At 69.4% G+C, this 23,748-nt stretch carries 23 protein-coding genes and 1 tRNA gene; 14 read left to right on the top strand and 10 right to left on the bottom strand.

Translation table 11 applies throughout. The features are described from left to right. The 3 genes from BT98_RS0118765 to BT98_RS0118750 all read right to left on the bottom strand — a co-directional run. Positions 1-264 (bottom strand): transposase (locus tag BT98_RS0118765; RefSeq protein WP_027297395.1); only part of this gene is annotated, 264 nt, incomplete at its 3' end. A 130-nt stretch (positions 265-394) separates the two neighbouring features. After that, positions 395-1,429: an ABC transporter ATP-binding protein gene (locus BT98_RS0118755; protein ID WP_019462637.1), complete on the bottom strand. Its 1,035-nt coding sequence runs from the start codon at positions 1,427-1,429 to the stop codon at positions 395-397. Next, positions 1,426-2,040 carry a hypothetical protein gene (locus tag BT98_RS0118750; RefSeq protein ID WP_147292471.1) on the bottom strand — a complete coding sequence of 205 codons (615 nt, stop codon included), beginning with the start codon at positions 2,038-2,040 and terminating at the stop codon, positions 1,426-1,428. The genes BT98_RS0118755 and BT98_RS0118750 overlap by 4 nt, the downstream gene beginning before the upstream one ends. A gap of 111 nt (positions 2,041-2,151) precedes the next feature. Between BT98_RS0118750 and BT98_RS0118745 the strand changes: the two genes are divergently transcribed. Then, positions 2,152-2,655: a hypothetical protein gene (locus BT98_RS0118745; RefSeq protein WP_019462639.1), complete on the top strand. Its 504-nt coding sequence runs from the start codon at positions 2,152-2,154 to the stop codon at positions 2,653-2,655. A 33-nt stretch (positions 2,656-2,688) separates the two neighbouring features. Here BT98_RS0118745 and lipB read toward each other — a convergent pair whose 3' ends face one another. Continuing rightward, positions 2,689-3,342 (bottom strand): lipoyl(octanoyl) transferase LipB, encoded by a 654-nt coding sequence (gene lipB / locus BT98_RS0118740; RefSeq protein WP_019462640.1) that lies wholly within the window; start codon positions 3,340-3,342, stop codon positions 2,689-2,691. 111 nt (positions 3,343-3,453) lie between these two features. Here lipB and BT98_RS0118735 point away from each other — a divergent pair. From BT98_RS0118735 to BT98_RS0118695, 9 genes are all read left to right on the top strand, one after another. Beyond that, positions 3,454-3,539 (top strand) — tRNA-Leu (locus tag BT98_RS0118735). A 116-nt stretch (positions 3,540-3,655) separates the two neighbouring features. Next, a complete protein-coding gene (locus tag BT98_RS0118730; protein ID WP_019462641.1) occupies positions 3,656-5,938 on the top strand; it encodes an NADP-dependent malic enzyme in 2,283 nt (760 codons plus the stop codon). Positions 5,939-6,091: 153 nt separating this feature from the next. Beyond that, positions 6,092-6,769, top strand: coding sequence for a hypothetical protein (locus BT98_RS0118725; RefSeq protein ID WP_019462642.1), 678 nt, complete (start codon positions 6,092-6,094; stop codon positions 6,767-6,769). 86 nt (positions 6,770-6,855) lie between these two features. Beyond that, positions 6,856-7,542 (top strand): J domain-containing protein, encoded by a 687-nt coding sequence (locus BT98_RS25090; RefSeq protein ID WP_019462643.1) that lies wholly within the window; start codon positions 6,856-6,858, stop codon positions 7,540-7,542. Positions 7,543-7,638: 96 nt separating this feature from the next. Then, on the top strand, positions 7,639-8,511 hold the full coding sequence (gene galU, locus BT98_RS0118715; RefSeq protein ID WP_019462644.1) for a UTP--glucose-1-phosphate uridylyltransferase GalU: 873 nt from the start codon (positions 7,639-7,641) through the stop codon (positions 8,509-8,511). A gap of 13 nt (positions 8,512-8,524) precedes the next feature. Continuing rightward, positions 8,525-9,832 (top strand): UDP-glucose dehydrogenase family protein, encoded by a 1,308-nt coding sequence (locus BT98_RS0118710; RefSeq protein WP_026033476.1) that lies wholly within the window; start codon positions 8,525-8,527, stop codon positions 9,830-9,832. Between the two features lie 9 nt (positions 9,833-9,841). Further along, the gene (gene pgmG, locus BT98_RS0118705) at positions 9,842-11,251 is read left to right on the top strand and encodes a phosphoglucomutase/phosphomannomutase PgmG (protein ID WP_019462646.1); all 1,410 of its coding nucleotides are present in this window, start codon (positions 9,842-9,844) and stop codon (positions 11,249-11,251) included. Further along, positions 11,137-11,592 carry a gamma-glutamylcyclotransferase family protein gene (locus BT98_RS27635; RefSeq protein WP_083854044.1) on the top strand — a complete coding sequence of 152 codons (456 nt, stop codon included), beginning with the start codon at positions 11,137-11,139 and terminating at the stop codon, positions 11,590-11,592. Before pgmG ends, BT98_RS27635 begins: the two co-directional genes overlap by 115 nt. A 69-nt stretch (positions 11,593-11,661) precedes the next feature. Further along, a complete protein-coding gene (locus tag BT98_RS0118695; protein WP_019462648.1) occupies positions 11,662-12,771 on the top strand; it encodes a DSD1 family PLP-dependent enzyme in 1,110 nt (369 codons plus the stop codon). Positions 12,772-12,918: 147 nt separating this feature from the next. Here the strand turns inward: BT98_RS0118695 and BT98_RS26275 are convergent, their stop codons facing one another. Continuing rightward, on the bottom strand, positions 12,919-14,127 hold the full coding sequence (locus BT98_RS26275; RefSeq protein WP_051544334.1) for a D-alanyl-D-alanine carboxypeptidase family protein: 1,209 nt from the start codon (positions 14,125-14,127) through the stop codon (positions 12,919-12,921). A 331-nt stretch (positions 14,128-14,458) separates the two neighbouring features. Between BT98_RS26275 and BT98_RS0118685 the strand changes: the two genes are divergently transcribed. From BT98_RS0118685 to clpA, 3 genes are all read left to right on the top strand, one after another. Continuing rightward, positions 14,459-14,986: a phasin family protein gene (locus BT98_RS0118685; RefSeq protein ID WP_019462650.1), complete on the top strand. Its 528-nt coding sequence runs from the start codon at positions 14,459-14,461 to the stop codon at positions 14,984-14,986. A gap of 373 nt (positions 14,987-15,359) precedes the next feature. Next, positions 15,360-15,716: an ATP-dependent Clp protease adapter ClpS gene (gene clpS / locus BT98_RS0118680; RefSeq protein WP_026033477.1), complete on the top strand. Its 357-nt coding sequence runs from the start codon at positions 15,360-15,362 to the stop codon at positions 15,714-15,716. Positions 15,717-15,840: 124 nt separating this feature from the next. Beyond that, complete coding sequence (gene clpA / locus BT98_RS0118675; RefSeq protein WP_019462652.1) at positions 15,841-18,201, top strand: ATP-dependent Clp protease ATP-binding subunit ClpA; 2,361 nt, start codon at positions 15,841-15,843, stop codon at positions 18,199-18,201. Between the two features lie 55 nt (positions 18,202-18,256). Here clpA and BT98_RS0118670 read toward each other — a convergent pair whose 3' ends face one another. From BT98_RS0118670 to BT98_RS25075, 5 genes are all read right to left on the bottom strand, one after another. Then, positions 18,257-19,837 (bottom strand): ABC transporter substrate-binding protein, encoded by a 1,581-nt coding sequence (locus BT98_RS0118670; protein WP_026033478.1) that lies wholly within the window; start codon positions 19,835-19,837, stop codon positions 18,257-18,259. Between the two features lie 78 nt (positions 19,838-19,915). Beyond that, on the bottom strand, positions 19,916-20,446 hold the full coding sequence (locus BT98_RS28210) for a c-type cytochrome (RefSeq protein ID WP_019462654.1): 531 nt from the start codon (positions 20,444-20,446) through the stop codon (positions 19,916-19,918). A gap of 47 nt (positions 20,447-20,493) precedes the next feature. Further along, positions 20,494-21,186 (bottom strand): cytochrome c, encoded by a 693-nt coding sequence (locus tag BT98_RS28205; RefSeq protein ID WP_237719406.1) that lies wholly within the window; start codon positions 21,184-21,186, stop codon positions 20,494-20,496. Beyond that, positions 21,186-22,952, bottom strand: coding sequence for a GMC family oxidoreductase (locus BT98_RS0118660; RefSeq protein WP_019462655.1), 1,767 nt, complete (start codon positions 22,950-22,952; stop codon positions 21,186-21,188). The genes BT98_RS28205 and BT98_RS0118660 overlap by 1 nt, the downstream gene beginning before the upstream one ends. Next, positions 22,952-23,389 (bottom strand): gluconate 2-dehydrogenase subunit 3 family protein, encoded by a 438-nt coding sequence (locus BT98_RS25075; RefSeq protein WP_019462656.1) that lies wholly within the window; start codon positions 23,387-23,389, stop codon positions 22,952-22,954. The genes BT98_RS0118660 and BT98_RS25075 overlap by 1 nt, the downstream gene beginning before the upstream one ends. Before the next feature lie 109 nt (positions 23,390-23,498). Here BT98_RS25075 and BT98_RS27345 point away from each other — a divergent pair. Beyond that, a partial coding sequence (locus BT98_RS27345; RefSeq protein WP_211254405.1) for a hypothetical protein occupies positions 23,499-23,748 on the top strand: 250 nt, incomplete at its 3' end.

The following is a 23,748-nucleotide window of genomic DNA, read 5'->3' as shown; positions in this document are numbered from 1 at the left end:
CTCCAGCAGCAGGCGGTGCAAGGCGGCCCAGACCCCGGCCGCCTGCCAGTCGCGCAGCCGCCGCCAGCAACTCATCCCGCAGCCGCAGCCCATCTCGGCGGGCAGCCTCTCCCATGGGATGCCGCTGACCAGCACGAACACGATCCCCGTCAATGCCGCCCGGTCCGCCAGCCGCGGCCGCCCGCCCTTGGGCTTGGGCCGCTCGGGCGGCAACAGCGGCTCAATCGCCGCCCAGAGATCATCAGAAACCAAAGGCTTCGCCATGCCCACAGAAACGCATCATACCGGGTTTAGTTAGGCGCTCTTACATAGTGCCGCGTCAGCCCCTCGACGCGCAGCAGCGGCTCGCGCACGGTCCGGCCGGTCATGGCCCCGTCGGTCATGGTCCCGGCGCTCATGCCGCCATCCCCGCCGCACGCGCGGCGCGCAGGTCGTACCAGGCGGCGACAAGATGCCCGGGCTCGCCTTCCCGTGCCTGCACCAGCGGCGGCACCTCGGCGAGGCAGCGCTCGGTGGCCAGCGGGTTGCGCGGGGCGAAAGGATCGCCCGCCGGCGGGTGGTACATGTCGGGTGGCGATCCCGGGATCTGGTAGAGGCGCTTGCGCTTCCTGTCCGCCTGGACGGCGGGCAGGATCTCCTCCTCGTCCGGGAGAGAGCGCAGCAGGCCCCAGGTATAGGCGCTGCGCGTGTCGTGGAAGACGGCGCGGGCCGGGCCGCGTTCCATGATGCGGCCGCCATACATGACCTGCACATTGTCGGCGAGGCCGGCGACCACGCCCATGTCATGGGTGATCCAGATCATCGCCATGCCCAGCTTGCGCTTGAGGTCGCGCATCAGGTCCAGCACCTGCGCCTGCACCGTCACGTCCAGCGCGGTGGTGGCCTCGTCGGCGATCAGCAGCTTGGGCTCGCAGGCGATGCCGATGGCGATCATCGCGCGCTGCCGCATGCCGCCGGAGAACTGGTGTGGATACTGCTCCACGCGCTTGTGCGGGTCGGGAATGCCGACCAGGTCCAGCAGCTCCACCGCGCGCCGCAGCGCCGCGCCGCGCGACAGCTTCATGTGCCGGCGCAGGGATTCGCAGATCTGGTAGCCGACGGTGAGAACCGGGTTCAGCGAGGTCATCGGGTCCTGGAAGATCATGCCGATCTTGCCACCCCGCAGCTCCTGGAGTTCCGCCTCGCTCATGGCGAGCAGGTCGCGCCCCTCGAAGAGCGCGCTGCCGGCGGCGATGCGCCCCGGCGGCTTGGGGATCAGCCCCAGCATGGAAAGGACGTGCACGCTCTTGCCCGAGCCGCTCTCGCCCACGATGCCCAGCGTCTCGCCGGGTTGCAGCGCGTAGGTCACGCCGGTCACGGCATGAACCGTGCCCTCCCAGGTATCGAAGCGGACCGTCAGGTCCCGGACATCGAGCAGCGGCGCCGTCATCGGGCAGTCTCCGGCCAGGGCATGGCGGACCTCATCAGGGGTTCGGGATGGGGGGCGGCAGGGGCGGCGGAGACGGAGGCCACGAGGCGCAGGCGAACCCTTCCCCCTGGCTCCGGCACGGGGGCGGGTGCCTGCGAGGCCGGGAGGGGCAGGTGGTGATCCTGCTCCAGCAGCGCATGGGCCAGGGCACGGGCCGCGGCAGTGACAGGGCGGGTCGCCGTCCCCCGCACCAGCCAGGAGAGATGCGCGGCCAGGGCCGTCCGGGGCGCGTCCGGCCTCTCCTCCGCCGGGGCCTCGGCCCCACCTTGGGCCAACCCGCTTTGGGCCAACCCGCTTTGGGCCAGGGCGAGGGTGGCCAGCAGCCGACGCTCATCGCTGGTCACCCGGAGGCAGCCGGGCGCCTCCATCAGGATCGGGCGGCGGGCGCCGAGGCCCAGCAGGAAGAGGAAACGGTACAGGGCGCGCGCCGTCCCCTCCCCCTCCCCTTCGAAGGCGCCGACGATGCCTTGGTGGATCTCGGCATCCTCGCCCCTTTGGACGACGGTCCGTAGGCACCAGAGCAGCAGGTGCTCGCTGGAGGTCAGGCGCAGCAGGTCGCAGGGTAAGGTCATGGCCCGGGCAGGATAGCCACGCGCCCTGATAATGCAAACGAATTGCAATTGCATTTGCGAAGCGGGTAAGCTGATCCTTGGGGCGACGCCGCCCGGAACCGGAGATGTCCCATGCACGATGCCCGCCAGAGGACCTGCCAGAGGCGACGGGTCTGGTCCCTGTCCCCGGTCGAGAACCTGATGCTCTGGTCGATGCGCGCCTGGGTGCTGGACCGCTTCCACGGGATCGCCCTGGCGGAAGAGATCGAGGAGGCGATGGACGCTATCGGCGCCCCCGGGGCGATGCGGCCGCTCGACGCCATGATGGGCGCGCTCAACGGCGGTGCGGTGCGCCTGATCGAGGTGAACTGCGTCTGCTGCGAGGAGGTGAGCCCGGACGAGCTGGCCCTGCTGGAATGCCTCGCCCTGGCGCAACGGGACCGGCCGGCCGAGGCGGCCCGGCGGCTGGCCGGGCTGGCCATGCCCCATACGCTGGAGGAATGCGTCCGGGCCATCCGGCCCCTGGCCCGGCAGCTGCTCCGGGCCGGGCACGGCCTGCCGCTGCGGGCCGGGGGCGGAGGCGGCGTGGTGGTGCCGTTCGAGGCCCGGCCGGCGGCCTCCCCCACCCTGCACTGAGCGGCCCTCCCGGCGGGAAGACCGGACAAGGCTTCAGCCGAAGACCTCGGTCCAGGCGCCGCGCAGGGCCGAATCGGCCTCCTCCATGGTCGCGGGAATGCCCAGCGCGTGCAGGCTGGTGACGCCGTGCTCGCTGATGCCGCAGGGGACGATGCCGCCGAAATGCGACAGGTCCGGCTCGACGTTCAGCGCGATCCCGTGCCAGCTCACCCAGCGCGTCACCCGCACGCCGATGGCGGCGATCTTGCTCTCCCGCTTCGTCACCGGATCGGCGACCCAGATGCCGACCCGCCCCTCGCGCCGCTCGCCCTTCACGTTGAAGCGGTCCAGGGCGCGGATGATCCAGTCCTCCAACCCATGGACATAGGCCCGCACGTCCCGCGCCACGACGCGGCCATGCGGCCTGGTCAGATCGAGCATGACATAGGCGGTGCGCTGGCCGGGGCCGTGATAGGTCCATTGCCCGCCCCGCCCGGCCTTGAAGACAGGGAATCGCGCATCCACCAGCCCTTCCGCGGTGGCGGAGGTCCCGGCGGTATAGGTGGGCGGGTGCTCCACCAGCCAGACGGCCTCCCCGGCCTTGCCGGCGCGAATGGCGGCGGCGCGCGCCTCCATGGCCGCCAGGGCCTCGGGATAGGGCATGCGCCCTTCCACCACCGTCCAGAGGGGGCCCTTCCCGGCCTCCAATCCAGGCGCGGATCCGTTTTCCGGGAGGGTGGAGAGGCCTTCGGGCGAAATCACTGTCATGGGGGCCGTTGCTAGGTCCGTGTTCATCGGTTATAGGCGCCTCGTCTGCACGCGGTCGTGGCGGAATGGTAGACGCGCCAGCTTGAGGTGCTGGTGGGGGAAACCCCGTGGAAGTTCGAATCTTCTCGACCGCACCAGATTTTCTTCATCCAGGCACCTCTCCCCGAACGCCCTCCGCTGGTAAGGGTGAACAGTCGGTTTTGACTGTTGACGTTGGGGCGCAGCCCGATCTGGCTGCCGCGAAGAGGGCATCATGGACGAGGATTTCCGCAAAGCCGCGCTCGATTACCATCGGCTCCCGCGTCCAGGGAAGCTGAGCATCGATCCGACCAAGCGCATGGCCACCCAGCGCGACCTCGGGCTCGCCTACTCGCCCGGCGTCGCCGCCGCCTGCGAGGAGATCGCGGCGAATCCCGAGACCGCCTACGACTACACCACCCGCGGCAACATGGTGGCGGTGATCACCAACGGCACGGCCGTGCTCGGCCTGGGCGCCATCGGGGCGCTGGCCTCCAAGCCGGTGATGGAGGGCAAGGCAGCCCTCTTCAAGAAGTTCGCCGGTATCGACAGCATCGATATCGAGGTCGAGGAACGCGACCCGCAGAAGTTCATCGACGCGGTGGCGGTGCTGGAGCCTTCCTTCGGCGCCATCAACCTCGAGGACATCAAGGCCCCCGAGTGCTTCGAGATCGAGCGCGAGCTGCGGGTGCGCATGAAGATCCCGGTCTTCCACGACGACCAGCATGGCACCGCCATCATCGTCGCCGCCGCCGTGCGCAACGGGCTGCTGCTGCAGGGCAAGGAGATCGGCCAGGCGAAGATCGTCGCCTCCGGCGCGGGCGCGGCGGCGCTGGCCTGCCTCGACCTGCTGGTGGCGATGGGCGCGAAGCACGAGAACATCACCGTCTGCGACATCGAGGGCGTGGTCTACGAGGGCCGCACCACCCTGATGGACCCCTACAAGTCGCGCTATGCCCGCCAGACCAATGCGCGCAAGTTGCCGGACGTGCTGGGCGGCGCCGATGTCTTCCTGGGCCTCTCCGCCCCGCGCGTGCTCAAGGCCGAGTGGCTGCCGACGATGGGTGAGAAGCCGCTGATCCTGGCGCTCGCCAATCCCGAGCCGGAGATCCTGCCCGAGGCCGCCCGCGCGGTGCGGCCGGATGCGATCGTGGCCACCGGACGGTCGGACTATCCGAACCAGGTCAACAACGTCCTCTGCTTCCCCTTCATCTTCCGCGGCGCGCTGGATGCCGGCGCCACCACGATCAACGAGGAGATGAAGGTCGCGGCGGTGGAGGCCATTGCCCGCCTCGCCCGCATTGAGGCCAGCGAGGTGGTGGCCGCCGCCTATGGCGGGCAGGCGCCGGTCTTCGGGCCGGACTACATCATCCCCAAGCCCTTCGACCCGCGCCTGATCCTGGAGATCGCCCCGGCCGTGGCCAGGGCCGCCGCCGAGAGCGGCGTCGCCACCCGCCCGATCGCCGACCTCGCCGACTACCGCCGCAAGCTGGAGCGGCACGTCTTCCGCTCCGGCGACCTGATGCGCCCGGTCTTCGAGGCCGCGCGCAAGTCGCCGCAGCGCGTCGCCTATGCCGAGGGCGAGGACGAGCGCACCCTGCGCGCGGTGCAGACCGTGCTGGACGAAGGAATCGCCGAACCGGTGCTGGTCGGCCGGCGCGAGGTGATCGCCGCCAAGGTCAGGGCCATGGGCCTGCGCATGGACCTGGAGAGGAGCGTCACCATCCTCGACCCGGTGGCGGATGCGGAGGTCTTCGGGCCGCTCACCGATATCTATACCCGCCGGGCCGGGCGGCGGGGCGTGCCCCCGGACGCCGCCGCGCTGAACGTCCGCACCCGCCCCACCGTGGCGGCGGCGCTGCTGCTGGAGGCGGGCAAGGTGGACGCGGCCATCGTCGGCGGCACCGGCGAGTGGATGCGCCACTGGCATCAGGTGAACGACATCATCGGCAAGGACCCGCAGGTGGGCCGGGCCTATGCGCTGACTGGCGTCATCACCCCGGCGGGCAACCTGTTCTTCGTGGACACGCATCTGCTGGTGGAGCCCACGGCGGAGCAGGTGGCGGAAATGACGCTGCTCGCCGCGCAGCAGGTGCACGCCTTCGGCCGCCGACCGCGCGCGGCGCTGCTGTCGCATTCCTCCTTCGGCGCCTCGCAGGCCCCCTCGGCCAAGAAGATGCGGGACGCGCTGAAGCTGATCCGCGCCAAGGCGCCGGACCTGATGGTGGATGGCGAAATGCATGCCGACGCCGCGCTGATCCCCGCGATCCGCGACCGCGCGGTCTGCGACAGCCGGCTGGAGGGGGCGGCGAACCTGCTGGTCTTCCCGAACCTCGATTCCGCCAACATCGCCTATAACCTGGTGAAGGCGGCGACCGACGGGCTGCAGATCGGGCCCATGCTGCTGGGCATGCGCAAGCCGGTGCATGTGCTGGTGCCCTCCGTCACCGCCCGCGGCATCGTCAACCTGACGGCGCTGGTGGTGGCCAAGGAGGTCCAGGCGCAGGAGCACGCCTGACACCCGCGCCCCTCCCCCGCCCCTCCCGGAAGGGGGGCGGCCGGGGGCGATGGACCCTGGACCCTGGCGCCGGGCGGCCCGCGCCCCCATTCTTCCGGCATGGCGAAGCCGCCCGTCCTTCCCCCTTCCGGTCCCGCCACCCCGAGCCGGGCAGTGGCCGGTTTCCTGCGGCGGGCCGAGGCCCTGCCCGGCCTCCGCCTCGCGCCGCGTCCGCGCCCGGCGCGCCTGCTCTTCGGCATCGACGCCACCGCCAGCCGCCAGCCGGCCTGGGACCGTGCCTGCGCCGTGCAGGGGGAGATGTTCCTGGCGGTGCGCGACCTGGGCGGCATCGCGGTCTCGCTGGCCTATTACCGGGGCTTCGGGGAATTCGCCGCCACGCCCTACCTGACCGATGGCGCGGAGCTGGCGCGCCGCATGTCCGGCCTGTCCTGCCTCGGCGGCCGCACCCAGTTGCTGCGGCTGCTGGATCATGCCCTGGCGGAAACCGGGCGGGACCGCCTCGCCGCGCTGGTCTTCGTCGGCGATGCGCTGGAGGAGCCGGCCGACCCGGTCTGCCATGCCGCCGGGCTGCTCGGAAGCAGGCGGACGCCGGTCTTCCTGTTCCAGGAAGGCCACGACCCGGCCGTGGAGAACGTGTTCCGGCAGGTCGCCCGGCTGTCCGGTGGCGCCTGGGCTCCCTTCGATTCGGCCTCCCCGCGCGCCCTGGCGGATCTGCTGCGGGCTGTGGCGGTCTATGCGGCGGGTGGCCGCGCCGCCCTGTCGCGCCTGCCTGGCACGGCGGCGCAGACCCTTGCCCGGCAGCTCCCCGCCCCGCCCGGCACTGGCGCATGATCCCGGTGCTTCCTTTCGCCACGCATGGTTCGGCCCTCCGTTCCATGCCGCTGGCAACGGCGTGCCGGGAGGGACGCTGAAGCCCCATGGTCTGGATCGCGCTCGGCAGCGCCGCGCTGCTTCTGGTGCTGCTGGCGCTTCGCGGCTTCGCCAGCGCCTCGGTGACGCAGATCCGGGCGGCGCTTCTCTGGTTCGCCGTCTTCCTGGCCCTGGCCATCGGTGGCCTGCTGGTCCTGAGCGGCCGGGGGCCGATGGCGCTCTTCCTGCTCTTCGCCCTGGGCCCCCTGGCCTGGCGGCGGTGGCAGGCCCGGCGCCTGGCGCAGGGCTTCGGCGCCGCTCCGCCCCCGCAGGGACCGGCGGAGGACACCGTGGAGACGGCCACCCTCTCGCTGCGGATCGATCCGACCACGGGCACCATGTCGGGGACGGTGCTTCGCGGCCGTCATGCCGGGCGCGACCTCGCCATGCTCCAACGATCACAAATCGAAGAAATTTTCGCGGATTGCCTGGAGAATGATCCAGAAAGCCTGCCTCTGCTGGAAACGTGGATTGCCCGGATGCAACCGGAGGAAGAGGGGAGCGCGCCCCGCCCCGGCGCGACCCCGATGGGGCGGGAGGAGGCCCTGGCGGTGCTCGGCCTCCAGGCGGATGCCAGCCCGGATCAGGTCAGGACCGCCTATCTGCGCCTGATGCGGGTGGCGCATCCCGACCGGGGAGGCTCCGACTGGCTGGCCGCCCGGCTCAACGAGGCACGCGATACGTTGCTTCGTTGAAATATTAACCTACAACCATAAGTGGCTTTACCCGTGGGCTGACAGCGGCCAAGCCTCATGGCAATCCTAGCCTGCGTTTCGAAAGGACCCGATGTTGTGAACAAGCCTCTTCGCAAGGCTGTCCTGCCCGTCGCGGGCCTGGGCACGCGCTTCCTGCCCGCCACCAAGGCGCTGGCCAAGGAAATGCTGCCCGTCGTCGACAAGCCCCTGATCCAGTATGCGGTGGAGGAAGCCCGGGAAGCGGGTATCGAGCAGTTCTGCTTCGTCACGGGCCGCGGCAAGACGGCCATCGTCGAGCATTTCGATGTCGCCTACGAGCTGGAGCGCACCCTGGAGGAGCGTTCCAAGACCGAGCTGCTGGAGATGCTGCGGCATCAGTCCCTGCCGCCGGGCAGCATCACCACGGTGCGCCAGCAGATCCCGATGGGCCTGGGCCATGCCATCTGGTGCGCCCGCGCCTTCATCGGTGACGAGCCCTTCGCCATCCTGCTGCCCGACGACCTGATGCTCTGCGAGACCTCCTGCACCAAGCAGCTCGCCGATGCCTACCAGGAGACTGGCGGCAACGTGGTGGCGATCGAGGAGGTCCCCATGTCGCGCGTCAAGAACTACGGCGTGCTCGACGTGGCGGAGGACAAGGGCAAGCTGGTCTCGGTGAAGGGGCTGGTGGAGAAACCCTCGCCGGAAGAGGCGCCCTCGAACCTGACCATCATCGGCCGCTACGTGCTGATGCCGGAGGTGGTGCAGTACCTCTCCCGCATGGAGCGCGGCGCGGGCGGCGAGGTGCAGCTCACCGATGCCATGGCCAAGCTGATCCCCGACCAGCCCTTCCACGGGCTGCGCTACGAGGGCCGCCGCTTCGACTGCGGCGACAAGGGCGGCTTCCTGGAGGCGCAGATCGCCTTCGCCCTGAAGCGGCCGGACCTGGCGGACAAGGTGCGCGAGTTCCTGCCCAAGTACTGCGACTGAGAAGGGCCACCACTTGCGTATCGCCATGATCGGGGCCGGCTATGTCGGCCTCGTTTCCGGAGCCTGCTTCGCGGAGTTCGGCGTGGACGTCCACGTCGTGGACAGCGACGCCGACAAGATCCGGGCCCTGCGGGAGGGCCGCATCCCGATCTACGAGCCGGGCCTGGACCGGCTCGTGGAGGACAATGTCCGCGACGAGCGGCTGCACTTCACCACCGATCTCACCGAGGCGGTGCGGCGGGCCGATGCGGTCTTCCTGGCCGTCGGCACGCCCACCCGGCGCGGCGACGGCCATGCCGACCTGTCCTACGTCTATGCCGCCGCCGAGCAGGTGGCGCGGGCGGCGGAAGGGCCGCTGGTGCTGGTCACCAAGTCCACCGTGCCGGTCGGCACGGGGCGGGAAGTGCAGAAGATCGTCCGCCAGACCCGCCCCGACCTCGACATCCAGGTCGCCTCCAACCCGGAATTCCTGCGCGAAGGCAGCGCCATCGGCGACTTCATGCGCCCGGACCGGGTGGTGATCGGGGTGGAGGACGAACGCGCCGAGGCGGTGCTGCGGCGGCTTTACCGCCCGCTGAACCTGATTGAGACGCCGATCCTGGCCACCGGGCTGGAGACGGCGGAGCTGATCAAGTACGCCTCCAACGCCTTCCTGGCGGTGAAGATCTCCTTCATCAACCAGATGGCCGACCTCTGTGAGAAGGTCGGCGGCGATGTCCATGCCGTGGCCAAGGGCATGGGGCTGGACGGCCGCATCGGCCGCAAGTTCCTCCACCCCGGCCCGGGCTTCGGCGGTTCCTGCTTCCCCAAGGACACGCTTGCCCTGTCCCGCACCGCGCAGGACCATGGCGCGCCCATGTCCATCGTGGATGCGACCGTCGCCTACAACGACGCGCGCAAGCTGGAGATGGCCGAGCGCGTGGTCGCGGCGCTGGGCGGCGACGCGCGGGGCAGGACCGTCGCCATCCTGGGCCTGACCTTCAAGCCCGAGACCGACGACATGCGCGAGGCCGCTTCGCTGGCGGTGATACCCCGCCTTGTCGAGGCCGGGGCGGAGATCCGCGCCTATGACCCGCAGGGCTCCGGCCATGCCCGCCAGCTCCTGCCCGGGAGCGTGGTCTTCGCCGAGAGCGCCCTGGATGCGGCACGCGGCGCGGACGCCACCGTGCTATTGACGGAGTGGAACGAGTTCCGCGCCCTGTCGCCGGAGAAGCTGCGCCAGGCCATGCGCGGCGACCTCGTTCTGGACCTGCGCAATGCCTGGGAGCCGGAGGCGATGCGCCAGGCCGGCTTCCGCTACCATTCCATCGGACGATCCTGAGGAACCCGCATGACGTTCCAGCACAAATTCGACCCGACCAGCCTGCGCGAGTACGACATCCGCGGCATCGTCGGTAAGACGCTGTCCGGTGACGACGCTTTCGCGATCGGCCGCTGCTTCGGCACCATCGTGAAGCGCGAGGGCGGCTCGGTGGTCGCGGTCGGCTATGACGGCCGCCTGTCCTCCACCATGCTGGAGGAGGCGCTGGTGAAGGGCCTCATGGCCTGTGGCCTGAAGGTCCTGCGCGTCGGCTGCTGCCCGACCCCGATGCTCTACTACGGCGCCTATGAGCTGAAGGCCGATGGCGGCGTGATGGTGACGGGCAGCCACAACCCGCCCGACTACAACGGCTTCAAGATGGTGCTGAAGAACAAGCCCTTCTTCGGCGCCCAGATCCAGCAGATCGGCACGATGGCGGCGGCCGGCGACGTGGTGGAGGAGGCCCAGGGCTCCTCCGAGACGGTGGACATCGCCGACAAGTACGTCGCCCGCATGATGCAGGACTACGATGGCGGCGATCGCGAGCTGACGGTGGTCTGGGACCCGGGCAACGGCTCCGGCGGCATCATCACCGAGAAGCTCGCCAAGGTGCTGCCGGGCAAGCATATCGTGATCAATGCCGAGATCGATGGCCGCTTCCCGAACCACCACCCCGACCCGACCGTGCCGAAGAACCTGGAGCAGATCATCGCCGAGGTGAAGAAGCAGAAGGCCGACCTGGGCATCGCCTTCGACGGCGACGCCGACCGCCTCGGCGTGGTGGACGACGAGGGCCACATGCTCTTCGGCGACCAGCTCCTGGTGGTGCTGGCGCGCGACGTGCTGAAGTCTATGCCGGGCGCCACCATCATCGCCGACGTGAAGGCCTCCCAGGTCCTGTTCGACGAGGTCGAGAAGGCCGGCGGCAAGCCGCTGATGTGGAAGACCGGCCATTCGCTGATCAAGCAGAAGATGGCCGAGACCAAGGCGCCGCTCGCCGGCGAGATGTCGGGCCACACCTTCTATGCGGACAAGTGGTACGGCTTCGACGACGCCCCCTACTCCGCCGTGCGCCTGCTGGGCGTCGTGGCGCGGATGTCGGAGAAGCTCTCCGATGTCCGCAAGGCGCTGCCGCAGGTGATCAATACCCCGGAGCTGCGCTTCGACTGCCCCGAGGAGAAGAAGTTCGTTGTCGTCTCCGAGGTGAAGGACCGCCTCGCCAAGGCCGGCGCCAATGTCCAGGATGTGGACGGCGTGCGGGTGCTGACCGAGGATGGCTGGTGGCTGCTGCGCGCTTCCAACACCCAGGCGGTGCTGGTCGCGCGCTGCGAGGCCAAGAGCGAGGAAGGGCTGGAGCGGCTGAAGGCCAGCCTGTCCGAGCAGCTCCAGGCCTCCGGCCTCGCCGCGCCGGATTTCTCGGGCGAGAACGCGGGGCACTGACGCTTCCGCTCTTCCTCTACGGCACGCTGCTCGACCGCCGCGTGCTGGCCCGGCAGTCGGGAGACCCCCGGCTGCCATGGCGGGCCCGGCCCGCCAGCCTGGAAGGCCACCGCCGGGTGGTCTTCCGCGGCACCCCCTACCCCACCCTTCGCTCCGCGCCAGGCGGAACCGTGGCGGGGCTGCTGGTCGTCCGCCCCGCCGCCGGGGCGATGCGCCGCCTCCGCGCCTATGAGGGCGCCTGCTACCGCCTCCATCCCTTCCGCGTGCTGACCCGCCATGGCCCGCGCCGGGCCCGGGCCTTCGTCGTGCCCCGCCATCTCGCGGGGGCAGAGCCCTGGTGAGGCCGGCGGCCTGAACAGGGGCGGCGCCCCGCGCTACCGTGCCCCGGGCGAATCCAGGGGATGGGTGGAATGCTGCAGCGGATGCCGGCGGAGCCGGGAATGCGCGAGGACGAGGTCGAGACCCCGGCGCTGATCCTCGACCTCGATGCCTTCGAGGCGAACCTCGATGCCATGGCGGCCCGGCTGGCCCCCACCGGCGCGAAGCTGCGCGCCCATGCCAAGACCCACAAGTCGCCCGTCATCGCGCGCCTGCAGATGGCCCGCGGCGCGGTGGGCCAGTGCGTGCAGAAGGTGGCCGAGGCGGAGATCCTCGCCTGGGGCGGGGTGGACGACATCCTGGTCAGCAACGAGGTGATCTCGCCGCGCAAGCTGGCGCGGCTGGCGGCGCTGTCGGGCATCGCCCGGGTGGCGGTCTGCGCCGACGACCCCGCGGCGATCCCGCTGATCGAGGAGGCCGCCGAGGCGGCGGGGCGGCGCCTGTCCGTGCTGGTGGAGATCGATGTCGGGGCCGGGCGCTGCGGCGTCGCGCCGGGGCCGGAGGCGGTGGCGCTGGCCGGGCGCATCGCCGCCTCGCCGCATCTGCGCTTCGGCGGGCTGCAGGCCTATCATGGCAAGGCCCAGCATCTCCGCACCCCGGAGGAGCGCGCCGGCGCCATCCGCCATGCCGCCGAGGCCACACGCCGCACGCTGGAACAGCTCCGGCAGCAGGGACTCGACTGCCCCATCGTGGGAGGGGCCGGCACGGGCAGCTTCCCACTGGAGCTGGAAAGCGGGCTCTGGACGGAGATCCAGGCGGGGTCCTATGCCTTCATGGACGCGGACTACGCCCGCAACGACGCGCCGCCGCCCTTCCGGCAGTCGCTCTTCGTGCTGGCACAGGTGATGAGCGCCCCGAAGGGAAGCGGGCGCGCGGTGGTCGATGCCGGGCACAAGGCGCTGCCCACCGACAGCGGCATGCCGCTGGTCCATGGGCGCCCCGGCCTGTGCTACGGGCGCCCCTCGGACGAGCACGGCACCATCACGGCCGAGGATGCCGCCCTGCCTGCGATCGGGGAAAAGCTGCGCCTGGTGCCCGGCCACTGCGACCCGACGGTGGACCGCTTCGACTGGTATGTCGGCGTGCGGGACGGGCGGGTGGAATGTCTCTGGCCGGTCGCGGCGCGCGGCGCGATGGGCTGATGGCCTGGCGCGGCGACGGCGATCTTTCCGGCGCGCGGTCGCCCCCGCCGGGTCCCTGAATGCAGAAGGAGCGCCTTTCGCCGGCTCATGCGGGCGGAAGGCGCTCCCCGGAATGGCGGCGAAGGGGGCGGCCCTTCGCCCGGCGTGTCAGCGGCGCGCCTCGCGCTGCTTGGCGCCGGCATGGGCGGCGCGGGCCGGCGCGGGGGCGGGCTTCGCCGGGGCGCGCACGGCCACCGGGGTGGCGGCGCGGCCCCGCGCGGCCTGCGGCTTGGCCGTCCGGATGAAGGCTCCGCCATCGCCCTGTTCCAGGATCTTGGCATTGCGGGTGATCGGGCGGAGCGGGCGGATCTGCGCCGAGGTCCGCACCAGCTTCGCCGGAGGATCGCGCCGCACCGGCTCGACGGCCGCGAGGCGCGCCTGACGGGCGGCCCGCATGGCGGCGCGTCCGCTCACCGTGGCGGCATGGGCCCGGCCGGTGATCAGCCCGCCGGCGGCGCGGGCAGCACCGGCGCCGGCGGAGGCCACCAGCAGTGCGGAAGGCGTGGAGGGCTCGATGCCCAGCTTGGCGAAGCCGTCATCCAGCAGCGCGGCCGCATGGCGATCGCGCTCCACCCAGGTGGAGCCGCCGAAGACCGCCACCACCAGCCGCTGTCCCTGGCGCTGCGCCGAGGTGACGATGTTGAAGCCGGAGGCGGAGATGAAGCCGGTCTTGATGCCGTCCACCCCCTCATAGGTGCCGATCATCCGGTTGTGCGACCGCACGCGGCGGCCGCCGTAGCGGAATTCCGGCGTGGAGAAATAGTGGTAGCGGTTCGGGAAATCGATATAGAGGCGCCGCCCCAGCGCCGCCATGTCCCGCGCCGTGGTGACCTGCTGGAAATCCGGCAGCCCGTTGGCGTTGCGGAAGACGGTGTTCGTCATCCCGATCTGGCGCGCCTTCTGCGTCATCATCTGGGCGAAGCGGTCGTTGCTGCCGCCCAGCGTCTCGCCGATCATCCAGGCGACGTCATTGGCCGAGAGGGTGACCAGGGCCAGGATGGCCTGCTCCACCGAGATCGAGCTGCCCGGCGGGATGCCCAGCTTCGAGGGGGACTGCGAGGCCGCCTCGGCGCTCATCACCATGCGGCTGTCCAGCGTCATGCGGCCGTCCCGCAATGCCTCGAACAGCAGGTAGAGCGTCATCATCTTGGTCAGCGAGGCGGGGTAGCGCGGCTCGTCGGCATTCGCGGCGGACAGGGCCTGGCCGCTCCGTGCATCGATGACGATCGAGGCATAGCGGTCGGAGCCGATCTGCGCCGCCGCCGGGACGATCCCCAGGATGGTTGCCCCCCAACCCGATACCAAGGCGAATGCCAAGGCCAAGCATCGCACGCGACGGGGCGTGCGCCAGCCAAGTGACATATCCGTAGTTCCCCCTCGCGGACTCGATGTCCAGGCCCAGGCACACCCCCCAGCGTGCCGGACAACCGACGATAATCGTCACCCCATGGCCATGTCCACGCCCACCATCCGGATTTTGCTCGAATTTTCCGGACGGCTTGGCTTCCTATCCCCATGCCGGATCACATTTTTTGGCACCGCATCAATTTTGTTGTGGAACTCAAACCTGTTTGAGGCGAAAACCCCTTTGCTGCGGCGCAGCAAAGAGCTACAAAACTGGCCGCAAGACTTGGGAGATATAGAAGAGATGGCTACCGAACCGAAGGTTGCACGGCTCGCGTCCGACACCACCCAGAACGCCACCGCCGCCGCCAACGAGACGATGCAGCAGGGCAAGGCCGCCCTGGAAACCGGCGCCACCCAGACCCGCCGCATGATGGAGGAAAGCATGACCCAGGCCACCAAGCTCGCCGAGGGCATCTTCAAGTCCGCCCAGGAAGCGATGGATTTCGGCCGGGGCAATGTCGAGGCCCTGACCCAGGCGACGCAGACCTATGTGGCCGGCACCCAGGATCTGAGCCGCCAGACCCTCGCCCTGCTCCAGTCCCTGTCCGACCAGGCCATGGAGAACGCCCGCGCCTTCGCCACCGTGCGCAGCGTGAAGGACGCGGCGGAGCTGCAGGCCAACTTCGCCCGCCAGACGATGGAGCGGATGATGGGCGAGACCGCCAAGCTGCAGGAAGCCGGCTTCCGCCTCGCCGAGCAGGCCAGCGCCCCGCTCGCCCAGCGCATGACGCTGGTGATGGAGCGCGCCTCCAAGCCGCTGAACGTCTGATCCCCGTCGCGGGTCCAGAACGGGGCCGGAGGATTTCCGGCCCCCGGGCACAGCCTGGCCGCGAGAGTGGCCGGGCTTTTGCCGTTCCTGGTCCCGGCCCGCATCGCGGGTTCCGGGGCTCCTGCCCGGTGGGACGGCGGCGCGCATTCCCGCAGCCGCGATCCGGGCCGCGTGGGCCGCAGGGCCCATGCCTTGCATTCCCGGAAGACGAGCGCCATCTCGGCAGCGGTCCGGCGCGCGCCTTTTCCGGCGCGTCGCCGCGGCGGACGGTGCGGCTTCATCTTGATATTCCCGCGCCAATCGCCTTCCATTCCAGAGAGCATTCCGCCGCTCCGCCTCTTCCGGCGGGACGGCCCGGTTGAGCGGGCGACCGATGAGCGAACAGGATAAGAGGCCCGGCGGGAATAACCCCGGGGGCGGACAAGGGGATCAGGGACCGGCGAGCGGCGTGGTCGTCAAGGCGCGTCCGAAGACGCGCAAGCCTGCCATGTACAAGGTCCTGATGCTCAACGACGACTACACGCCGATGGAGTTCGTCGTGCATGTCCTCGAACGGTTCTTCCAGAAGAACCGGGAGGAGGCGACTCGCATCATGCTCCACGTGCACCGGCGCGGGGTCGGCGTCTGCGGGGTCTTCACCTATGAGGTGGCGGAGACCAAGGTCACCCAGGTCATGGACCTGGCCCGGCAGAACCAGCACCCCCTCCAATGCACGATTGAGAAAGACTAGACGTGAAACAATCGTGTAACGCCTCTCCCGCCTCGCAAGGAAAGGCCCCACATTAGCCTTCTAACCACCCTGCCCCCGGTGCATCCCGTTCCGGGGCGGGCCATCAGGGGAGCGTCGCCTCAGTATGCTGTCCCGCAACCTCGAACAGACGCTCCATCGCGCCCTGGCGCTCGCGAATGATCGCCGGCACGAGTATGCGACGCTGGAGCATCTCCTTCTTTCGCTTTGCGACGACACGGACGCCACCACCGTCCTCCGCGCCTGCGGCGTCGAGCTGGAGAAGCTCAAGCGCGATCTCGCCGAGTTCCTGGACAAGGACCTCGCCGGCCTGATCAGTGACCGCGGCGGCGACCCGAAGCCGACGGCCGGGTTCCAGCGCGTGGTCCAGCGCGCGGCCATCCATGTCCAGTCCTCCGGCCGGGACGAGGTGACGGGCGCCAATGTCCTCGTCGCCCTCTTCTCCGAGCGGGAAAGCCATGCCGTCTATTTCCTGCAGCTGCAGGACATGACGCGGCTCGACGCGGTCAACTTCATCTCCCACGGCATCGCCAAGGCCCCCGGCCGGTCGCAGAACCGCCCGGTGCAGGGCAATGCGGAAGAGGGCGGCGAGCCCCGGGGCAAGGAGGAGGAGCGGCGCGGCGAGACGGGCGCCAAGCGCGGCCAGGACGCCCTCTCGAACTACTGCGTCAACCTCAACAAGAAGGCGCAGCAGGGCAAGATCGACCCGCTCATCGGCCGCGACAGCGAAATCGAGCGGACCATCCAGATCCTTTGCCGCCGCACCAAGAACAACCCGCTCTACGTGGGCGACCCGGGCGTGGGCAAGACCGCGATCGCCGAGGGGCTGGCCAAGCGGATCATCGAGGGCGACGTGCCCGAGGTGCTGCTGAAGTCCACCATCTTCGCGCTCGACATGGGCGCGCTGCTGGCTGGTACCCGCTACCGCGGTGATTTCGAGGAGCGGCTGAAGGCCGTGGTGACGGAGCTGGAGCAGCACCCGGGCTCCATCCTCTTCATCGACGAGATCCATACGGTGATCGGCGCCGGCGCCACTTCCGGTGGGGCGATGGATGCCTCCAACCTGCTCAAGCCGGCTCTGGCCCAGGGCACGCTGCGCTGCGTGGGCTCCACGACCTACAAGGAATACCGGCAGCACTTCGAGAAGGACCGGGCGCTGGTCCGCCGCTTCCAGAAGATCGACGTGAACGAGCCGTCGGTCGAGGATGCGGTGAAGATCCTTCAGGGCCTCAAGACCAACTACGAGAAGCACCACAAGGTCCGCTACACGCCGGAGGCCATCCGCGCGGCGGTGGAGCTTTCGGCCAAGTACATCAATGACCGGAAGCTGCCGGACAAGGCGATCGACGTGATCGACGAGGTCGGCGCCTCCCGCATGCTGCTGCCGGAGAACAAGCGCCGGAAGACCGTGACGCTGAAGGACGTGGAGGATATCGTCGCCAAGATCGCGCGCATCCCGCCCAAGTCGGTCAGCACGGACGACAAGGAGACGCTCAAGAACCTGGAGCGCGACCTGAAGTCCATGGTCTTCGGCCAGGACAAGGCGATCGAGGCCCTTTCGGCCGCGATCAAGCTGTCCCGCGCCGGGCTGCGTGATCCGGAGAAGCCGATCGGCAACTACCTGTTCAGCGGCCCGACCGGTGTCGGCAAGACCGAGGTGGCCAAGCAGCTCGCCAAGACGCTGGGCATCGAACTGACCCGCTTCGACATGTCCGAGTACATGGAGCGGCACTCGGTCTCCCGCCTGATCGGCGCGCCGCCGGGCTATGTGGGCTTCGACCAGGGCGGGCTGCTGACCGACGCCGTGGACCAGCACCCACACTGCGTGCTCCTGCTCGACGAGATCGAGAAGGCGCATCAGGACCTGTACAATATCCTGCTGCAGGTGATGGATCACGGGAAGCTGACCGACCACAACGGCAAGATCGTGGACTTCCGCAATGTCATCCTGATCATGACGACCAATGCGGGGGCCTCCGACATGGCCAAGGCCGGCATCGGCTTCGGGCGCGAGGTCCGGACGGGCGAGGACGAGGAGGCGATCAAGCGCCTCTTCACCCCCGAGTTCCGCAACCGCCTGGACGCGGTGGTGCCCTTCAGCGGGCTGACGCAGGAGATCGTGGGCAGTATCGTCGAGAAGTTCGTGATGCAGCTGGAGGCCCAGCTCGCGGACCGCAACGTCACGATCGAGCTGTCCTCGGCGGCCAAGGAGTGGCTGGCGGAGCGGGGCTACGATCCGCTCTACGGCGCACGCCCGCTGGCCCGGATCATCCAGGAATACGTCAAGAAGCCGCTGGCCGAGGAACTGCTCTTCGGCAAGCTGGTGAAGGGCGGCTCGGTGAAGGTCGGCATGAAGGATGGCATGCTCACTTTCGACATTACCGAGGCCCCGCCCCCTGCCCTGCCCAAGCCCGAGGAAGGCCCGGGCGATGGCGAGGCGGAGCGGGAGCCCGAGACGGCGGACTGATCCACCCGCCTTTCCGAGACCAGGGCGCGGCGGGGAAATCCGCCGCGCTCTTTCTTCATGCGCGCCGGATGTTGGTGAACTGCGGCGGCCCACTCAGCATCCCCACCAGTCCCTTCCGGTAGGCGGTCGGCTGGCGGATCTTGCCCAGCGGCACATAGGGCACGTCGAGGAAGGCCTGCTTCTGCATCCGCGCCGCCAGATCCTTCTGGCTCGCCTCATCCGGCGCCGTGAACCAGGCATCGCGCAGGCGCTCCAGCTCCGGGCTGGTCGGCCAGCCATTCGGCGCCTTCTCGCCATTGCCGCGCAGGAAGTTGTGCACGGCGGGCGACCACTGATCGATCCCGGCCCAGTAGGTGCAGTAGCAGTTGTAGCCGCCTTCCTCGATTGGCTTGCGGATCGTGGCGCGGGAAACGACGCTGCCCCAGTCGGCTGCGACATAGTCCAGATTCACGCCCATCTGCCGCATGGTCTCGGCCACGACCTCGGACACGGCGTTGATGCGCGGCACATCCGTCCCGGCCAGGATCACCACCCGCTCGCCACGGTAGCCCGCCTCGGCCAGGGCCTTCTTCGCCTTCGCCGGATTGGTGAGCGAGCCCAGCGCCTCCATCCCGACCTTGGAGGCCATGGGCGAGGCCGGGTCGAAGAAGCCGACTTCGGTCTGGCTGAGCGTGGGGTCTGCCCCAGCCGCCGCGGACATGCAGTCCGCCTGGCTCACCGCCGCCAGGACCACACGGCGGATCGCCGGGTTGTCGAAGGGCGGCAGCAGGTGGTTGAAGCGAAGGTTGCCGATCAGCCCGGTCGGGTCGTTCACCCGAACCTCCAGGGCCGGATCACGCTTCAGCACCGGAACGAGGTCGATCAGCGCGTGGTCGAGCCAGTCCACCGAGCCCGACTGCACCGCCGCCGCGGCGGTCGCCGGGTCCGGCACCACATGCCATTCCACCCGGTCGAAATGCGCCACGCGCGGTCCGGCGGTGAAGCTGGCCTCGCCGCCCTCGCGCGGCACATAGCCCTCGAAACGGGCGTAGTTCAGGCGGGCGCCCGGCACATGCTCCCCGGCCAGGAAGCGGAAGGGCCCACTGCCCACCGTCTCCTTGACCTGTGTATAGGCATCGGTGCTCGCCAGCCGCTCCGGCATGATGACCGGAACGTTGGAACCCGGCTTGCCCAGGGCCGCCGGCAGCAGTGGGAAGGGCCGCTTGAGGCGGAACCGGATGGTCCTGTCATCCGGCGCCGCGAGCTCGTCCGTGGCGGCCATCAGCGCCTGTCCGAAGGCGTCGCGCCGGGCCCAGCGCCGGATCGAGGCGACGCAGTCGAGCGCCAGCACCGGCTGCCCATCATGGAACTTCAGTCCGGGGCGCAGTGTCAGGCGCCAGAGCTTCCCGTCATCCTCGGTGACATGGCCGGCAACCATCTGCGGCTCTGGCTCGAAGCGGTCATTCAGACCGTAGAGCGTGTCGAAGACCAGCAGCGCATGGTTCCTCGTGGCGTAGGAGGTGGTCCAGATCGGGTCCAGCACCGCCGCATCGGCGTAGGGGATGAATTTCAGGACCTGGGCATCCTGCGCCCGCCCGATCCGTGGCGCGGCGAACAGGGCACCAGCCGCGCCCAGTACGGCGCGTCGCTTCAGCATCATGACAGCACTCCATCCCGACATGGTGCCTTGCCGCGTGCAAGCAGCATGCCGGGGGAGGATGGCCGCGGATGGCTCCTAGTTCGGGTTCTGCGCCAGCCGGTCCCGCATGGATTGCGCCTGGGATACCGTGACCGCCGGGGCGGCATTGCCCCAGCTGTTCCGGATATAGGTGGTCACCGCCGCCGCCTGGTCATCGGTCAGGCGCCAGCCGAAGGCCGGCATCGATGCGGCGGTGGGCACCGCCGCCGTGGTGGCGGGCTTGGAGCCCTGCATCACCACGCGCAGCAGGGTCTCCGGCCCGGCCTGCTGCACGGCGGGGCTGTTCGCCAGCGCGGGGAAGAGACCGGCGACACCCTTGCCATCCGGGCCATGGCAGGCCCGGCAGCCATCCATGTAGATCGCGGCACCCACCTGCATCTGGGCGTTCCCTGCCGGCAGCGGGGCGGGCGCCGCGGCGGTGGCGGGCTCCTCGCGGGGCTGTTTCAGATAGGTGGCGATGGCGCGGAGATCGGCCTCGGTCATCAGCATGGTGGAGTATTCCACCACCTCCGCCATGGGGCCGGAGGCGGCGCCATGCACATTGTGGCCGGTGCGCAGGTACTCCACGATCTCCTCGACCGACCAGCCGCCGATCCCGGTGCGGTTGTCCGTGGTCAGGGAAGGCGCGAACCAGCCCTGGAGTTCGCCGCCGCCGAGGGCCTGGGAGGTCTTGTCGCCCCCAGCATGTTCTTGGGCGTGTGGCAGGCGCCGCAGTGACCCAGCCCCTCCACGAGATAGGCGCCACGGTTCCATTCCGCCGAACGGCCGATCACCGGCTCGAACGCGCCGGGGCGGAAGAAGAGCAGGTTCCAGCCCTTCATCAGCAGGCGGATGCTGAAGGGAAAGGGCAGCGTGTTCCGGTCCACCGGGTTCTGCACCGCCTCCAGCGATTGCAGGAAGGCGAAGATCGCGTCGGAATCCTCGCGCGTCACCTTGGTGTAGTAGGTGTAGGGAAAGGCTGGGTAGAGCCGCGTCCCATCCGCCGCATGCCCTTCGTGCAGGGCGCGGTAGAAATCCTCCGCCGTCCAGGTGCCGATGCCGGTCTCGCGATCCGGCGTGATATTGGCCGCGCGGATCTGGCCGAAAGGCGTCTCGATCGGCCGGCCGCCGGCGAAGCCCCGGGAGCCGTAGCCCGGCATGCCGGGAGCGATGCCGGAACCGGCGTGGCAGGCGGTGCAGTCGCCCACTATGGCGAGGTAGCGGCCACGCTCGACCTGGTCGTAGCGGTCGGGCTCGGCCCGGGCGGGCAAGGCACCCGCCACGGCGGCAACGGCGAGGCCGGCCAGGGTGTGGAGCAGCGGGCGCATCAGGCCTGCACCAGCGGCTGGCCGGGGTTCTTCAGATACTGCGTGGTGATGGCGTCCGCGGCCATGAAGGCCAGCGCCCCGACCGTGCCGGTGGGGTTGTAGCCCGGGTTCTGCGGAAAGGCGGAGGCGCCGAAGACGAAAAGGTTCGGCACGTCCCACATCTGGGAATACTTGTTGATCGCGCTTCCGCGCGGATCGGCCCCCATGATCGCGCCGCCGGTGTTGTGCGTGGTCTGGTAGGGCACCACATCCCAGCCCGCCTTCTTGGGCGTGGAGCGGATCTGCTTCGCACCCATGGCCCGCATGATCGGCTCCATCTTCTGCGTCACATAGGCGGACATCTTCACTTCGTTGTCGTGGTAGTCGAAGGTCATGCGCAGCAGGGGCCGGCCCAGCCGGTCCTTGTAGGTCGGGTCCAGGTCCAGGAAGGCGTCGCGATAGGACATGACGCTGCCCTGGCTGCCGACATTGGCGACCTTCAGGTAGTTCTCGGCCGTCGCCTTCTTCCAGGCGCTGCCCCAGCGGGGCGTGCCGGGCGGGGTGGGGCGGGCGGAGATCGGCCGCGCATTGGTGGTGGTGCAGTTGATGTTGGCGCCGCCGACGAAGCCCAGGCCGGTGTGGTCGAAGACATCGCCCTGGTAGTCGTCGCAGGTCATGCCCAGCGCCCCAGCCCCGGCCCAGGCGTTGAAGAGCTGGTCGTCGAAGAAGCCGTTCACCGAGGAATTGCACTGGTAGGCGTAGTTCTTGCCGATCACCCCCTCCCCGGTCCGCGGGTCGTAGGGGCGGCCGATCCGCGAATGCAGCAGCAGCCGCACGTTCCAGAGCTGGTAGGCGCAGAGGAGCACCATATCGGCGGGCTGCTCCCATTCCTGCCCCTGCGGATCGACATAGACGACGCCGGTCGCCGTCTTGCCGTCTGCCGACATCAGGATGCGCGAGACCTCGCATTGCGTGCGGGCCTCGAAGCCCGGATGGCGCATCAGCACCGGCAGGATCGTGGTCTGGGCGCTGGCCTTGGAGTAGTTGGCGCAGCCGAAGCGCTCGCAGAAGCCGCAATAGGTGCAGGGCCCCATCGTGACGCCGAGCGGGTTGGTATAGGGCTGCGACATGTTCGCCGAGGGCAGCGGGAAGGGATGCATCCCGGCTTCCGTCGCCGCGCGGGTGAAGAGGTTCTGCGCGTGCGACATCTTCAGCGGCGGCGTCGGATAGGGACGCGAACGCTCGCCCTCGAAAGGATTGCCGCCTGGCTGGATCTGCCCCTTCAGGTTCCCCGCCTGCCCCGCGATGCCGCAGAGATACTCGAACCTGTCGTAGAAGGGCTCCAGCTCCTCATAGGTCAGGCCCCAATCGGCGATGGTCATGCCTTCGGGGATCATCGCCGCGCCGTAGCGTTCCGTCAGGTGCGAGCGCAGGCGGAAGTCGCTCGGCATGAAGCGCCAAGTATGGCCGTTCCAGTGGATGCCCGCGCCGCCGACGCCGTTGCCCGGCAGGAAGCTGCCCCAGTTGCGGATCGGCAGGGCGCGCTGCGACGGGTTGTTGCGCGCCGTGACCGTGTCCTGCGCCGGCTGCGAGAAGAGCTCGTTGCGGATGGCGTAGCGCAGCTCGTCAGGCGCCGTGCCGATGTTGAAGTCGGTGGAGGTGTCGCGCCAGGGGCCGCGCTCCAGCGCCACCACCTCCAGCCCCGCCTGGCAGAGCTCGTAGCCCATGATGGCCCCGGTCCAGCCGAGGCCGACGATCACTGCATCCTTGCGTGGCAGGCGCTGCATCAGATGCGCCCTCCCGATCCGGCGGTGATCGGCGGACCGCCGGGGCCGCCCCATTCCGGACGGCCCATGAGGCCAACGGGCGGAATGGTGTAGCGCTGGTTCGGATGCGCGATCACGTCGCGGAAGTCGTAGCGCGTGCCGGGGAAGCCGATCATGCGCCAGCCGACCATGCCCTTGTTGCCGCCATAGATCGGGTCGGCGAAATAGCCCTCCATGACATTGCCGTAGACCTGCTCGAACAGCACCTTGCCGTCGAAGCCGTCGAGCTTCACCTCGCCCTTCTCCAGCCCGGCCAGCAGCTTGTCCTGGTCCTCCCCGCCGAGTTCCTGGAAGCGCCGGTTGCTGAAGGCGGCGGCGACATGCCGGGCCAGGGCGGCGAGGCCCTGGCGGTAGATGTCGCGCGGGGTGAAGGGCAGCTGGTAGCCCTGGGTCGGCAAAGGGTCCAGCCTGTGTGGAAACTCACGCCCGCGCCTCTTAGCGGTCTTGGGCAGACACATGGCTGGCTGTATGTGCGGAACTTTCGTTCCGGTCTGTTATGTTTATCCCATGAGCACCCGCATAGCCGCAGTTTCAGAACAGCCGGAGTTGGCGTCGCTGGTAGCCAGATGGCGAGTGCAGGCCTTCTTCACTCCGCCGGGCGGCTACACGGTCGACGAGATGACTGCGTTGATCCTCAAACCTCCAGGTGGCCCCAACAAAACGTTCGTCCTGTTTGATGATGATCGACCTGTCGGGACAGCTGGCCTGATGCGCGGCGATCTCGAAAGCAGGCCTGACCTCACTCCTTGGCTGGGAG

Origin of the sequence: Roseomonas mucosa ATCC BAA-692 (genome assembly GCF_000622225.1) — a bacterium.
Taxonomy (GTDB): Bacteria; Pseudomonadota; Alphaproteobacteria; order Acetobacterales; family Acetobacteraceae; genus Roseomonas; species Roseomonas mucosa.
Note: the sequence above shows the minus strand (reverse complement) of the source record. Positions and strands in the feature narration are given on the sequence as shown.

Excerpts from the sequence above, each read along its gene's own strand:
- BT98_RS0118755 (WP_019462637.1), bottom strand. The coding sequence starts at position 1,429 with ATGACGGCGCCGCTGCTCGATGTCCGGGACCTGACGGTCCGCTTCGAT.
- BT98_RS0118750 (WP_147292471.1), bottom strand. The coding sequence starts at position 2,040 with ATGACCTTACCCTGCGACCTGCTGCGCCTGACCTCCAGCGAGCACCTG.
- clpS (WP_026033477.1), top strand. The coding sequence starts at position 15,360 with ATGAGCGAACAGGATAAGAGGCCCGGCGGGAATAACCCCGGGGGCGGA.
- BT98_RS0118745 (WP_019462639.1), top strand. The coding sequence starts at position 2,152 with ATGCACGATGCCCGCCAGAGGACCTGCCAGAGGCGACGGGTCTGGTCC.
- BT98_RS0118730 (WP_019462641.1), top strand. The coding sequence starts at position 3,656 with ATGGACGAGGATTTCCGCAAAGCCGCGCTCGATTACCATCGGCTCCCG.
- BT98_RS0118685 (WP_019462650.1), top strand. The coding sequence starts at position 14,459 with ATGGCTACCGAACCGAAGGTTGCACGGCTCGCGTCCGACACCACCCAG.
- BT98_RS0118695 (WP_019462648.1), top strand. The coding sequence starts at position 11,662 with ATGCTGCAGCGGATGCCGGCGGAGCCGGGAATGCGCGAGGACGAGGTC.
- BT98_RS0118670 (WP_026033478.1), bottom strand. The coding sequence starts at position 19,837 with ATGCTGAAGCGACGCGCCGTACTGGGCGCGGCTGGTGCCCTGTTCGCC.
- BT98_RS28205 (WP_237719406.1), bottom strand. The coding sequence starts at position 21,186 with ATGCGCCCGCTGCTCCACACCCTGGCCGGCCTCGCCGTTGCCGCCGTG.
- BT98_RS25090 (WP_019462643.1), top strand. The coding sequence starts at position 6,856 with ATGGTCTGGATCGCGCTCGGCAGCGCCGCGCTGCTTCTGGTGCTGCTG.
- BT98_RS0118660 (WP_019462655.1), bottom strand. The coding sequence starts at position 22,952 with ATGCAGCGCCTGCCACGCAAGGATGCAGTGATCGTCGGCCTCGGCTGG.
- pgmG (WP_019462646.1), top strand. The coding sequence starts at position 9,842 with ATGACGTTCCAGCACAAATTCGACCCGACCAGCCTGCGCGAGTACGAC.
- clpA (WP_019462652.1), top strand. The coding sequence starts at position 15,841 with ATGCTGTCCCGCAACCTCGAACAGACGCTCCATCGCGCCCTGGCGCTC.